11 protein-coding genes are annotated in these 13,460 nt (G+C 60.7%); 6 read left to right on the top strand and 5 right to left on the bottom strand.

The features are described from left to right. Window positions 1–9: 9 nt before the first annotated feature. Window positions 10–1,281: a D-amino acid dehydrogenase gene (locus tag RVM24_RS15185; RefSeq protein ID WP_061330900.1), complete on the top strand. Its 1,272-nt coding sequence runs from the start codon at window positions 10–12 to the stop codon at window positions 1,279–1,281. 2 nt (window positions 1,282–1,283) lie between these two features. On the opposite strand, the gene RVM24_RS15180 is transcribed toward RVM24_RS15185, so the two are convergent. Further along, entirely contained in the window at window positions 1,284–1,964 is a 681-nt protein-coding gene (locus RVM24_RS15180) for a tRNA/rRNA methyltransferase (RefSeq protein ID WP_058091586.1), read from the bottom strand. Here RVM24_RS15180 and RVM24_RS15175 point away from each other — a divergent pair. Then, window positions 1,963–3,207: a methyltransferase gene (locus RVM24_RS15175; RefSeq protein ID WP_061330899.1), complete on the top strand. Its 1,245-nt coding sequence runs from the start codon at window positions 1,963–1,965 to the stop codon at window positions 3,205–3,207. The two genes, RVM24_RS15180 and RVM24_RS15175, sit on opposite strands and share 2 nt — an antisense overlap. Window positions 3,208–3,288: 81 nt before the next feature. Here the strand turns inward: RVM24_RS15175 and RVM24_RS15170 are convergent, their stop codons facing one another. Then, window positions 3,289–4,431 carry an OmpA family protein gene (locus RVM24_RS15170; RefSeq protein ID WP_431474305.1) on the bottom strand — a complete coding sequence of 381 codons (1,143 nt, stop codon included), beginning with the start codon at window positions 4,429–4,431 and terminating at the stop codon, window positions 3,289–3,291. A gap of 164 nt (window positions 4,432–4,595) precedes the next feature. Continuing rightward, on the bottom strand, window positions 4,596–6,920 hold the full coding sequence (locus RVM24_RS15165; protein WP_431474304.1) for an ATP-dependent helicase: 2,325 nt from the start codon (window positions 6,918–6,920) through the stop codon (window positions 4,596–4,598). A 190-nt stretch (window positions 6,921–7,110) separates the two neighbouring features. Here RVM24_RS15165 and RVM24_RS15160 point away from each other — a divergent pair, with 190 nt between their 5' ends. From RVM24_RS15160 to RVM24_RS15150, 3 genes are all read left to right on the top strand, one after another. Further along, the gene (locus RVM24_RS15160; protein ID WP_431474303.1) at window positions 7,111–7,488 is read left to right on the top strand and encodes a DUF2237 family protein; all 378 of its coding nucleotides are present in this window, start codon (window positions 7,111–7,113) and stop codon (window positions 7,486–7,488) included. Next, window positions 7,489–9,633: a tRNA(Met) cytidine acetyltransferase TmcA gene (locus RVM24_RS15155; protein ID WP_431474302.1), complete on the top strand. Its 2,145-nt coding sequence runs from the start codon at window positions 7,489–7,491 to the stop codon at window positions 9,631–9,633. It begins immediately after the preceding gene. A 70-nt stretch (window positions 9,634–9,703) separates the two neighbouring features. Further along, window positions 9,704–10,291: an ankyrin repeat domain-containing protein gene (locus RVM24_RS15150; RefSeq protein ID WP_061330894.1), complete on the top strand. Its 588-nt coding sequence runs from the start codon at window positions 9,704–9,706 to the stop codon at window positions 10,289–10,291. Between the two features lie 10 nt (window positions 10,292–10,301). Here RVM24_RS15150 and RVM24_RS15145 read toward each other — a convergent pair whose 3' ends face one another. Then, window positions 10,302–11,405, bottom strand: a complete 1,104-nt coding sequence (locus RVM24_RS15145; protein ID WP_106694027.1) for an enoyl-CoA hydratase/isomerase family protein — start codon at window positions 11,403–11,405, stop codon at window positions 10,302–10,304. Between the two features lie 225 nt (window positions 11,406–11,630). Between RVM24_RS15145 and RVM24_RS15140 the strand changes: the two genes are divergently transcribed. Further along, entirely contained in the window at window positions 11,631–11,966 is a 336-nt protein-coding gene (locus tag RVM24_RS15140; RefSeq protein WP_061330892.1) for a c-type cytochrome, read from the top strand. Window positions 11,967–11,993: 27 nt separating this feature from the next. On the opposite strand, the gene ppnN is transcribed toward RVM24_RS15140, so the two are convergent. After that, the gene (gene ppnN / locus RVM24_RS15135) at window positions 11,994–13,376 is read right to left on the bottom strand and encodes a nucleotide 5'-monophosphate nucleosidase PpnN (protein ID WP_061330891.1); all 1,383 of its coding nucleotides are present in this window, start codon (window positions 13,374–13,376) and stop codon (window positions 11,994–11,996) included. Between the last annotated feature and the right edge of the window lie 84 nt (window positions 13,377–13,460).

Below are 13,460 nucleotides of genomic sequence, written 5' to 3'. Positions count from 1 at the left end.
AGGCGAGTTATGCATATCGTGGTTGTAGGCGGTGGTGTGGTCGGCGTTACCACGGCTCGTGAGCTGCTGCGCCGTGGCCACCAGGTAACGGTGCTGGAGCGCCATCCGCTGGCCGGTAACGAGACCAGCAAAGGCAACGCGGCCCAGCGATCCTATGGTGTGGTCTATCCCTGGGCAGACCCCTCGATGGTGTTCAAGGCCTTGCCCTGGATTCTGCAGAAATCCGGCCCATTGAAACTGAAAGTGCCGCCGTCACTGGATGCCATGCGGTTCATGTTCGCCACACTTCGTTATGCCTGGTCGCCGGGTCTGTTCGGATTGAACAAACGGGCCATGTTGCGCCTGGGCATGCACAGTCGGGAGCGCTTCCTGGCCCTTGAGCAGGAACACGATCTGGCCTTCGACGGCCAGCATCGGGGGCTGCTGCACCTGGCCAGCAAGCCGGAGGCCATGGATGACTATCGGGCTATTCACGAACTGCTGAATGACATGGGTATTGCCTCCCGGCTATTGACGCCTGTACAGGTCAGGGAAACGGAACCGGGCATGACCGGTGATGGCCCCCTGTACGGTGCCATCAGCTACGACACGGATGGCACGGGCGACTGCCATCTGTTTTCCCGCTCACTGGCAAGGGTGTGTGAGCAACTGGGCGCAAACTTTCGATACGACGTGAAAGTGGAGCGGCTGGTTGCCGACGAAACTCGGGTAAACGCGGTGCAACTGACCAACGCGGACGGCCGGCTGGAAACTCTGGAGGCAGACGCCTTTGTAGTCTGCGCTGGTTGCTGGTCACCGCAACTGGTACAACCACTGGGGCTGCGTTTGCCAATCTATCCGATCAAGGGTTACAGCATCACCGTACCCCTGCGTGATGCGGCCAAGGGGCCGGTCAGTACGATTCACGATGACAACTTCAAGGTGGTGTCTACCCGCCTGGGTGACCGGTTGCGTGCAACCGGATTTGTCGAGCTGGCGGACTTCAACCGGGACATTCCGCAAGCGAGGATTGATACCATCAAACGGTCCGTTGAATCCCGTTTTCCGGGGTGTGCGGACCTGGCGGCGGCAGAGACGTGGACCGGGTTCCGCCCGATGACGCCGGATGGCCCAGCCATCATCGGCAAAGGCCCCAGGGACAACCTGTTCCTGAATACCGGCCACGGCACGTTCGGCTGGACCCTGTCTGCCGGCAGTGCAGACGTGATTGCGCAGGTAATCGATGGTGAAGAGCCGGCAGTGGTACTGGACCCCTTCCGGCCCGGACGCTTTTCGGAATAGCGTCAGAGTTTGCGCTCGATATTGCCGCACAGGGTGTGAACGAAGCCGATATCCCGGTCAGACAGCAGCGGCAGTTTTTCGAACACCCACTGGGACAGCTTTTCGTCCGCCGGAGCGTCCAGTTCTGGCAACAGGCCCTCCAGCCGCGAGCGCAGTGCCGCCAGTCCTGATGTGCTGGCCGCAGTTTCCGACTGTTCACTGGTTTTTTGCAGCCCGGACAGCTCCCAGGCGTAAAGCATCACCGCCTGGGCCAGGTTCAGGGAGGGATACGTCACCGCCATCGGGAAGCCGGTCAGCAGATCGCACAGGGCCAGCTCCTCGTTGGCCAGGCCCCGGTCTTCCCGCCCGAATACCAGGGCAGCCGTGGCTGCTGTGTCCCCCTTGTTAGAGATCACCGTGCGAAGTGCGGCGGGCTCGTGCCAGTCCTGCCGGTTATGCCGGGGCTTGGCCGAGGTGCCCATCAGCAGATCCGCGGAGTTTCTTACCGCGGCCAGATCAGGGAAAATGCGCGCATTGTCGAGAATGTGATCACTGCCATGCGCCAGCCAGTGGGCTTCCGGCCGGGTATGCAGGTCGGAATTGACCAGCCACAGCTCGGAAAAACCCATGGTACACAGGGCCCGGGCAGCCGCGCCGACGTTCTCCGGAACTTTTGGTTCAACCAGTACAAAGGCCAGTTTCATGACGTTACCTCCGGCGGCGAGTGTACACCAGTCGCCCGTGACTTTTTACAACCGCTGGCAGGCCGTGAACGACTGGCTTGCCCGGCATCAACCCCTCTGGCGTCCGATTCCTTTCATGGAGCCCGCGCCGGCGTGGATCCGGGATTATCCGGAACTGGCGGGCTGGCTGGAAGCGCTGGATGACCATGCCTGTGAGTATCTGGAAGAGAATCTGGCGGAGCTCTCGCAGAACGTCGCCCGTTTCGTCCCGGACCTCGCCGGTTACCCTGACCTGATAGCGGTGCCGGCCCTTGCCACCACCGAAGAAAGCCGGGCGGCGGCGCTGGCCGAAGTGGCTGCGGTGGATATGCCGGGGCGCAAGCGCGAGCAAGCGGGCGCCTTTTCAGCATCGGTGCGGCCACTGACTGGGCCGGTACTGGACTGGTGTTGCGGCAAGGGCCATCTGGCCCGCACTCTGGTTGGGCAAGGGGCGCCTTCGGTGCTGGGGTTTGAATGGAATCCGGAACTGGTGGCGGATGGCAATCGCCTCGCGCAGCATTACCAGGATCCTGTCACCCTGCGCCATCAGGATGTCATGGCTGAAACCCTGACCTGGCCCGGCAAGGTTCATGGTGTTGCCTTGCATGCCTGCGGAGACCTGCACCGCCAACTGATTCGCCGAGGCAGCGCGGAACAGACGTCGCGCCTGAGCTTTTCACCCTGCTGTTATCATCTGACGGATCATGAAAACTACCGGTTGATGTCTGATCAGGCATCGCAATACACCGGTGCGGTCACTATTGACCGGAATGGCCTGCGACTGGCCGTTCAGGAGACTGTTACGGCGCCGGCCAGGGTGCGCGAGCAAACCTGGCAAATCAGTATCTGGCGCCTGGGCTTTGATGCTCTTCAGCGGCACCTTCGCAGCGTTGATAGCTACCTTCCAGTACCATCCCATCCCGGGCGTTTGAATGCGGGTGATTTCAGAACCTTCTGTGCCTGGGCGGCCGATAAAAAGCGCCTGGAGCTGCCGGAAAATCTGGACTGGCAGCACTGGCTGGCGGAAGGGGGGCGCCGGTTCCAGAAGGTACGCCGGCACGAACTGCTGCGGCACCTGTTCCGGCGGCCGCTGGAGCTCTGGCTGGTGTTCGATTATGCGGTGTTTCTTGAGGAGCAGGGCTATCGGGTGCGGCTGGGGGCCTTCTGTGAGCGCTCACTGACTCCGCGCAACCTGTTGCTGGATGCGGTCAGGGTATCGGACTGATGTTTTTCTGAGGAGCGTTGGCCCGGAAACAAACAAGGCGCCAGAGGGCGCCTTGTTTGCTCATTACCTTATGTGTTGGTCTTAGCGACTAACCTGAATGCGTGCTTCAACACGGCGGTTCTGGGCACGGCCAGCGGCCGTGTCGTTGCTGGCAATCGGCTCGGCTTCGCCATAACCCATGGCGCTTACGCGATCCGGGTCAACGCCCAGAACAGTGGTCAGCCGGTTAGCAACGGCCTCGGCACGACGCTGGGACAGGAAGCGGTTGTACTCGGCGTCACCAATGCTGTCGGAGTGACCCGCGATTTCCACGGTGGTTTCCGGGTACTCGGCCATGAAGTCCGCCACGCGACGGATTTCGTTATCGAACGTGGCATCAATCACGGAGCTGTTCGTGGGGAACTGAACCCGCAGCTCAATGGTTTCCACGGTTTCAGTCACACCTTCGCAGCCGCGCTCGTCAACGGTGGCACCGGCAGCGGTATTCGGGCATTCGTCGCGGTAATCCGGCACGCCGTCACCGTCGCTGTCCACCGGGCAGCCCCGGCTGTCTACCTGAACACCGGCTGGCGTGTTCGGGCACTGATCGCGGTTATCGGGCACACCATCACCGTCTGAATCTGCAGGAGCCGGTGCTGGCGCGGGTTCAGGGGCAGGAGCGGGCTTCGAGGAAGCAACAGTGCGGGTGAAGGCCCAGCTCAGGCCAAGTGAGGCCATGGTGTCAAAGGTGCTTTCGTCAATACCGTGGAACTCGCGGAGATCACCACGGATGGAGATGCTGTCGCTGACGTTGTAGCGGAAGCCCACGCCAACATTGACCCGGGTTTCTTCGTGATCGGTGCCTGCAGTGGTGTAAGAAATGGTATCACCCACACCAAATTCTGCATGGCCGGCACCCAGTGATACATACGGGTTCCAGGCCGCATCCGGCCCCGCGAAATAGTAGGTGCCGTCAATTCTCAGTTCCTGAAAGTCAGATTCTCCCGGCACGTATTTGCGATCGGCGTTAGCCCGGGAATACACAGCTTCAACAGACCAGCGCGGCAGGAAGCGGTACTCAACACCGACACCAAAGGTGCCGGTTTCGCTCAGATCCCGTTTGTCATCAAACAGTTGGAAGCCGGCGAACGGGTTCAGGTAAATGGTTTCCTGGCGGTCGGCCAGAGCGGGAGTGGCAAGGGATGCTGTAAGGGCGGCCAGAGCGACCGGGCGCATGATCTTCATGCAGAACCTCCTGTTTAGTTGTTATTTCCTGCAGTTCTCTCAGGAATGAAAACTCCGAAAAACACCTGTATTACTCGGAATTTAGGCCAGTAAGCCAAAAAAAACAAAAAAATGACAGTAGTTGGTACGTCGGGAATTGTACGCAGTTCACTGACAGCGTCGTTTTAATCTGATGTCGCCGTGAAATACAGATGAGCGCTCTTCTTGCTGAAGTTCAGCGTATCGCCATTGGCAAAACGCACTTCAAACGAGCTTTCATCCTCTGACGTCACGTCGCCAGCGCCAAAGATGGCGTGGACAACACGCGCATGGTGCCAAACCGGTTCCGTGGTATCAGCCTGAGGCGCAGTCTGGCCCTCAATGACAACCCCCTCCCGGTCTGCATAACGCAGGCTGACCGGTGTCAGCGGGACGCTCAGGCTCAGTGACCCTGCTCCTGTTGGATAGTTCCCCTCCAGTGCGGCACCCAGTTCCCTGGACAGCTCAAAGCACAACTCGGCCACAAACCGGCTGGGACCCTGGTCGCCCTCAAGGTGGGGTTGTTGACTGGCTGGCCGGGTGATCAGATGCAGGGCCTGTCGGGTTCGTGTCATGGCCACGTAGAGCAGGCGCCGTTCGCTTTCCAACAGTGCCCTGGCATCGTCCTGGGGCCTTGGGCTGTAGGGCAGGTATTTCTCCTGCAGGCCAGGAATAATCACCACTGGCCACTCAAGCCCCTTGGTGCGATGGATGGTGGACAGCAGCACCCCGTGATCTTGCTTCTCTCCAGCTTGCTGTTTCAATGCCTTGAGATGATCCAGTGCGTCCTCAGCCGTCAGATCCAGTCCTTTCAGGTAATCCCGGAAGCCCTGTACCGTATCAATGCGCTCCTCGGCACTGTCGTGGGTCAGCGCCAGGCTGCGAATGCCCTCGTAGAGCTCCATGTGCTCCGCATACACACTGATCAGCCCGGCCACCGGCCCCTTGTATCGCTCAAGCTGCGCCAGCACCTCCCCCAGCTTGCGCAGTTTGCGGCCTGCCATCGGGGCCAGGGCGTCAAAATCCATCGCCAGCAGCCGCTCATGCCAGGCCCCGTCAAACGCTGCCAGGAACTGCGCGAGGTTCTCCAGCTCCGGCTCCTTCAGGCCCACATGGGGAAACCGGAGCAGCAGCCGTGCCAGATCCAGCCGGTCGGAATCCGGCAGCAACTTCAGCCGGCCGGTCACCACCATCAGCAGGGCGGTGATGGCCTGCACCTCGCGACTGAACAGTGCTCCCTTGCCTGCGTCAATCCGATAAGGTATCTGCCGGGCCAGCAACTTCAGCTCAATCGGCACACTCTGGCTCCACACCCGGAACAGAATCGCCGTCTGGCTGTTCTGCTCCGGCGCTTGCTGCTGCAGAATACGCAGCACCTGATCACCGTCGTTCTCCGGCCGATGCAGGTCCACGGTGGTCGCCGGTGTGGACGGATGCGAATGACACATCACATCCTTACGCCCGGTGTTGTGACAGATCAGATGATTGGCCAGCAACGCTACCCGGTGGCCATAACGAAAGGTGAAACTCAGGGTCTGCTCCAGCGGGCTCTCAAACTCATCGCTGAACCGGCGCAAAATAAACTCCGGCTTGGCCCCGCGAAACTCATAAATGGTCTGGTCCGGATCCCCCACCACCGTCACCCGCGCCCGGTCACCGGCCACGTAGCGCAACAACAGATGCTGAATCTCATTGGTATCCTGGTACTCATCCACCAGAATCAGATCCATCTTGTTGCCGACCAAGCGCTGCAACGGCGGGTTCTGATGAATCGCCATCACCGGCTCATACAACATATCCGCATAACTGATCCGCCCCTGGCCCTTGCGCCACTGCTCGAAACTGTGGAACAAATCGATCAGATACCGATGTTTACCGGAATACCCCAACTCCTCAAACACCACCTCCGCCGGCGACAACCCGGTCTTCACCCGATCAATAAACCCGGTGGCCGTCTCCACAAACTCCTTCTTGTTGCGCCGAATCTCATCCGCCAGATCCTCCGGCGCCAGCCGCCGGGTCAACAACCACGCCTGAAACGCGATCTCCTGCTCGGTCAGAATCTTCTCCGAAAACCCGGGCAGATACCCCTCCCGAACAAACCGCTTATACAACCGCAGCCCCATGGCGTGATACGTCCGAATCTCCGGCAACGCCAGCCCGGACCGATCACACACCTCCTGCAGCTTCCGCTCAAAATCCACCCGGGCACTGCGATTGAACATCAACACCAGCATCCGGTCCGGATCATGCCCTTGCTCCAGCAGAAACCGAATCCGCCAGGCCAGCGTCGACGTCTTGCCACTGCCCGCCACGGCAGTGATCACCGCATGCTCATAGCCGGCCGTAATAATCGCCCGCTGCTCATCGGTGAGAAACTCGGGCAGGTGAGAGGTATCCGGGATTTGGGGTTTGGTAGGCATGCGGGCTATTGTACTGGCCAACTGGTAGCGGGAATAGCGCTCCCGCATAATCGTAAAAGATTGGATTATGGGGGAATATTACTCACCTGTTGAATGCAAGGGGTTGGGTAAGCCTTTCAAAACTGTGCGGAGCCATGGATGGCGGAGCCCAAGCGCCCCAGGGATGGGCCGAAGGAGCGTGTTTTGAAAGGCTTACCCAACACCTTGCCAACTCCGAAACCTGAAGAGATGGGGAAAGATGAAAACTGAGCAATCGCTAAACGTACTGGGCGAAAAACTGGAAACCTGCGGTAACAACCCGAAAACCGGCTTCTACCGTGACGGCTGCTGCAACACCGGCCCCGATGACCTGGGCAACCACACCGTCTGCGCCATCGTCACCGCCGACTTCCTCGACTACTCCAAAGCCCAGGGCAACGACCTCTCCACCCCCAGACCCGAATTCGGCTTCCCCGGCCTCAAACCGGGCGACAGCTGGTGCCTCTGCGCCGGCCGCTGGCAACAAGCCTTCGAAGCCAACAGTGCCCCACGGGTCAAACTGCGCGCCACCCACCAAAGAGCCCTCGAAGCTTGCGAACTTGCTGACCTAAAAGCCCATGCCGCGGATCTCAGCTGAATGACTGACGCAAGCCGGGAGCATCCGACCGCAGACTGGCAAAGCCTGCAAGCCAGGCTCAGAACCATCGGCCACCGCCGCCTGATTCTGGTAGAGGGCTCGCAGGAAAACACCTGCACCTGGATGCACCGGCAACTGTCCCGGATGAATACCAGCCACAGCTTGTGGGTTGGCCGGGCCGAACACGCCGAAGCCGTGGGCCTGCCACACCTTCAGGCCAACCATTACCAGCAATGGCTGGGCCGGGAAACCAGCCTGCTGGTTTGGGACGGCTGGCAAGGCAATCCGCCAGATGCCTTTGCGGCACTGGCAGGCACGCTGCAGGCCGGAGGGTTACTGTTCTGGCTGGTGCCGCCCCTGGATCGGTGGCGTCACTACGGCGATCCGGATTATGTCCGCACCGGCCTTGATCAAGCCGAAGAGCATCCATTTGCCGCCAGGCTGGCGATGGTGATCGGTGGCGATGCCTCCATCGTCCGGGTACAGGCAGACGACTCAGGCTTGGCTAACTGGCCGGAATTTCCGGCACATACTGCCGGTTTCACCCCGCAAACCACCGATGAACAGCAACAACTGCTGCAACACCTGGTGCGGTTCGGCCAGGGCCGCCGCCGACGACCCCTGGTGATTACCGCCGACCGGGGCCGTGGCAAGTCTGCCGCCATGGGCATCGCTGCGGCCCGTCTGCTCCTGGCCGGTCGCGAGCAGGTGCTGGTGACGGCACCTTCCCGGGATAACGTGGATACCCTGTTCAGGCACGCAGTGCTCGAACTTGGCGAAGAACTGGCTGAGCAATCGGAATCGGAACTTGTGAGCCGTACAGGCCACCGCCTGAGCTACATGCCAGTGCCAGAGCTGCTTGCCGCCCGCCCGGCCGCCGAAGTGGTTCTGGTGGACGAAGCGGCCGGCCTGCCGGCGCACTGGTTACGCGACATACTATTGGGCTGGCCGAGGGTGGCTTTTGCCACCACGGTTCATGGCTATGAAGGCACAGGGCGTGGTTTTGCTATCCGGTTTCGCGAGATTCTCGACCGGGAAACGCCCCACTGGCGGGGAATCCCGTTACACCAGCCGGTACGCTGGGCTGGTGATGATCCTTTGGAACAGCTGGTGTTCAGGCTGTTTCTGTTGGCCGCCGAGGGTGCGGTAGAACCCGTGCCGGAGGTCGCTGACGTTGATATTCAGCCCTGGGTACCGGCTGACGCCAGCGAGCAGGAGCTGTCACAGGCTTTCGGTCTGCTGGTCGATGCTCACTACCGGACAACGCCGGCAGACTTGCGGCAATGGCTGGATGACCCCGGCGCGCAATCCTGGCGCGCAGTGTATCGGGGACAAACGGTGGGTGTGCTTTGGGGTACTGTGGAAGGTGGCATTGAAGCAGGGTTGGCCGAGCAGGTAGCGCAGGGCCGTCGCCGGTTGCGGGGCCACCTGCTGGCACAATCCCTGGCCAGCCATGGTGGCTTTCCGGAAGCGGCCAGCCTGAAAACCCTGAGAGTGGTCCGCATTGCAGTTGTGGAACAGGCCCGCCATCTGGGGATAGGTCGCCAACTGGTGGATGCTGCCGCCGCGGCTTGCCGCGGGCAGGGCCTGGACGCGATCGGTACCAGCTTTGGTGGCAACGACCCGTTGGTCAGATTCTGGCAGGCTTGTGATTTTCGGGTGGTTCGTCTGGGTTTGCGCCAGGAAGCGAGCACCGGCGAGTTTCCGGTGCAGATGATGCGCGGCCTGTCCGATGCCGGAGCCAGTCTGGAAACGCAACTGAGAACCCGGTTTGCCCGCCACTGGCAAGTGTTGGTTCCTCGCCACTGGTCGCAGCTTGAGCCGGTGCTGATGGGCACCCTGGGCGCAGACTTGCCGCCAGACACCGGCCCGGATAACAACGACCGGCGTGACCTGAACAGTTTTGCCCATGGTTATCGCGGGTTCGAGCTGAGCTTGCCGATGCTGCAAGCGGTAAGCGCCGCCCCGGGAGTGATGGCCTGGCTTTGCCAGCAACCGGACTTTCCGTTGTGGTGCCGGGCGGTGCTTCAGGGTTGGTCGTGGGCAGCACTGCAGGCTGCGTTACTGTGCAGCGGTCAGCGGGATGGTGAGCAGCGTCTCCGGGGGTTGGCCTGTCAACTTCTGCAAAACGGGCCCGAGTTGTGAACGGTTCGATTTAATTCTTGCCATCGGCTGCTCAGAATAGCTGCAAAAATCACACAAGAGATTGCTCATTATGGCCAGGGAAGCAGGCAAGGTTGTTCTTCTATTCGTCACCGTCACATTAGCGTTGCTGTCTGGCTGCGCGTCAACGGGCGCCGGAAAAGGTGCAGCCGACAATCCCGGAGATCCGGGCCAGCTAATGGCAGCGGTCAAGGCCGATGAAGACCGGGCAGTGCTCAACCTGCTGTCGCAGGGAGTCAGTCCGAATGTTCAGGCTGATGCCGGGGAAAGCCCGCTGATGGTGGCCTCAACTAACGGTAATCGCCGGATTGTGCGCCTGCTTCTGGCGGCGGGTGCAGATGTGAATGCCCGGGATGCCCGTGGTTATACTGCCGTTATTCACGCGGCGGAAAACGGCCACCTGGCGGTGGTCAGGGCCTTGCTGGCGGCCGGAGCCAATGTGAATGTCAGCCAGGACGGGCAATCCCTGTTGATGAAAGTGGTGGAAAGCGGCGACTTGCTGACCGCCGAAATGCTGCTGGCGGCTGGGGCCGATGTCCACTTCCGGAGCGCCGATGGTCGCACCGCCCTGGACCTGGCCCGGGCCAGTAACAATCAGGACCTGGAAATGTTGCTGGTCCAGGCGGGCGCTGCGCGGTAGCCGGGCCGGGTTAGTCCAGGCCCATCGGGTCGTCGGTATCATCCCACACCGGCTGAAAGTGCCGCTCGATAACGTCCTCAGGCACATCCGCTACCGACGGGTAGGACCACACCGGCGACCGGTCTTTATCGACCAGCAGCGCGCGAATGCCTTCCACCAGATCGGGGCGGCGCGTGCACTCCTGTGCCATTGCCAGCTCCATTCGGAAGATGTCCTTCAGGGACATCTGCTGACCTTTTTGCAGTTGGTGCCAAACCAGCCAGGCAGTGACCGGTGAACCCTGCCGAAGGGTTTGCTGACAGGCTTGCCACCAGGGGTCTTCATTGCGGGCAGACAGCAGTTGGTCCACCACGGCTGGCAGCTCATCGCCAGCACTCAGGCGCGCAATGGTCTGTTCGTGCTGCTCCAGGTGGCCGGCCGCCAGACTGCGATAGTCCAGCGCTTCAATCTGACTGAGCAGGCGGAACAGACGGTTGTCGTCTGCCGCCGCTTCACCGGTCCAGCGTTCGTCCTGTAGCCGAGAGAGCAGGGCGCTAGCCTGCTCAGGCTCGATAACCAGGTCGGCCAGGCCCACCCGAAGTGCGTCGCTGACGTTGAGCCGCGCTCCGGTCAGGCCCATGAACAGGCCCAGGCGCCCTGGCAGGCGGTTAAGGAACCAGCTGGCACCGACATCCGGAAACAGACCGATGCTGATCTCGGGCATGGCCAGGGTGACATCCGGGGTTACCAGGCGGTAGCGGCAGGCCGATAACAGGCCCAGCCCACCCCCCATGACAATGCCGTGTGCCAGGCCGATGACCGGTTTTGGAAAACGGTGAACGCTGAAGTCCAGGCGGTATTCACGGGTAAAGAAGCGGGCCGGGGCCTCGGCGTCGCCTTGGCCTTTCAGGGCATCGTAGAGAGTACGGATGTTACCGCCGGCGCAGAATGCGCGGTCACCAGCCCCCCGTAGTACCACCAGGCAGATCCGATCGTCCTCGGCCCAGGCATCCAGGGCCTCCTGAGCCTGAATGATCATCTCTTCGGTCAGTGCATTCAGGGTATCGGGTGAATTCAGTGTCAGCAGGCCAATATGGCCTTCCCGGCAAGGGAGTTCCTGAACCTCTACAGGCATGAAGTGTCTCTCCGGCAATCACATTGTTCTGTTACAGGTCGCAGTTAGCGGTTTGTTCGTACTGTCCTTTACCCGGTCCGAGAGTAAAAGAGGACCATGGTCGCACGAATGTCCTTGATCTATCACATTTGAGGCAGGGGCCGCCTGTGCTATAAGTGAAACCTGAATTACTGTCCGGCATCATCGCCGGTGAGTGAACGTTAAAACGATGAGAGGGTGAACACAATGAATCTGAAGCACTTCGCAGTTGCTGGTCTGTTTGCGCTGGGCGCAGCCGCTCCGTTTGCGGCTGTTGCGGGCGATGCCGCTGCTGGCAAAGCCAAAGCTGCAGTCTGCGCCGCCTGCCACGGGCAAAACGGTATCTCCCAGATCCCGATGTACCCGAACCTGGCCGGTCAGAAAGAACAGTATTTGGTTGCTTCCATGAAAGCTTACAAGAACGGCCAGCGCCAGGGTGGTCAGGCTCCGGTGATGCAGGGTCAGGCTACTGGCCTGAGCGATGAAGACATCGCCAACCTGGCAGCCTACTACGCCAGCCTGCCGGCTGACGGCGGCAAGTAAGACTTTCTGCTCTGAAAGTGGTGCGGCTCAGGCCGCACCACTGACAATCCGGTAGCAGGGCCGATAGGCCGACGTGCCGGGCAGTTTCATCCGGTTCTGCTCCACAAACTGCTCCAGCATGGCCTCCAGGGGCCGGATTAGCGTCGGATCACCGGCGATCTCAAACGGACCCTTCTCCTGGATCTGCCGGATACCACTCTCTTTGACGTTCCCCGCCACAATGCCGCTGAAGGCCTTGCGCAGATTCGCTGCCAGCAGATGCACCGGCTGGTCTCGGTGCAGCTCCAGTGCCCGCATGTTGTCGTGATTCGGTTCAAACGGTAACTGAAACACCGGGTCGATCTTCAGCATCCAGTTGAAATAATAGGCATCCTGCATGGCGCGCCGGAAGGTTTCCACGTCTTTCATGCCCTGCTTCATGGTTTGTGCCACCCGGGCCGGGTCATCAATGATGATCTCGTATTTGTTGGCCGCCTCGTCGCCCAGGGCATTGCGGATGAACTTATCGATCATCTCGAAGTATTCGGCATTCTCCTTGCGCCCGGTGAAGACGACCGGGAAGGGCAGGTCGGCGTTGTCCGGGTGTAGCAGGATGCCCAGCAGGTACAGAATTTCTTCCGCAGTACCTACGCCACCCGGGAACACGATCACGCCGTGGCCGCAGCGGACAAAGGCCTCCAGGCGTTTTTCAATGTCTGGCATGATCACCAGCTCATTCACAATCGGGTTTGGAGCTTCGGCACCGATAATGCCTGGTTCGGTAATGCCGATGTAGCGGCCGTTCTTCACCCGTTGCTTGGCGTGGCCGATGGTGGCCCCCTTCATCGGCCCCTTCATGGCTCCCGGCCCGCAGCCGGTGCAGATGCTGAGCCCGCGCAGGCCGAGTTGATGGCCTACGTCTTTGCTGTACTGGTACTCATCGTGGCTGATGGAGTGGCCACCCCAGCACACTACCAGATCTGGCTGGCGACCGGCCTCCAGCACCCGGGCGTTGCGTAGGATATGGAACACCAGGTTGGTGATGTCTTCCGGGTTGTCCCGGCGGAAACCCGCGACGGTGTTGGGAATGGAATGGCTATATACGATGTCCCGCAACACTGAAAACAGGTGCTCACGGATTGCCCGCAGCATTTCGCCATCCACGAAGGCGTGGCCGGGCGCGTTGATCAATTCCAGCTTCAGGCCGCGGGGCTGGGGCACCAGGCGAACATCGAAATCGGCATGGGCCTCCATCAATTCCTTACAGTCGTCGGTTTCAACGCCGGTGTTGAGCACGGCCAGGGCGCACTGGCGGAACAGACGGTACAAACCACCCTCGCTCTTGTCCTTGAGCCGGTTGACCTCGTGGTTGGAGAGGATTTCGAGGCTGCCCTCCGGGGAAACCAGGGCATTCATGGTGGATTCGGTCATCGTTGATGGAGCTCCTGATGGTTTCGGCAATGACGGATTTTGAGCCACTCTGGCAAAAGGGTACACTAAGGCCTTTCTGCTTAT

The sequence above is a fragment of the Marinobacter sp. KM021 genome (assembly GCF_050707965.1).
GTDB lineage: Bacteria > Pseudomonadota > Gammaproteobacteria > Pseudomonadales > Oleiphilaceae > Marinobacter > Marinobacter shengliensis.
The sequence above is the reverse complement of the archived record's forward strand: the minus strand, read 5'-3'. Positions and strand labels throughout refer to the sequence as shown.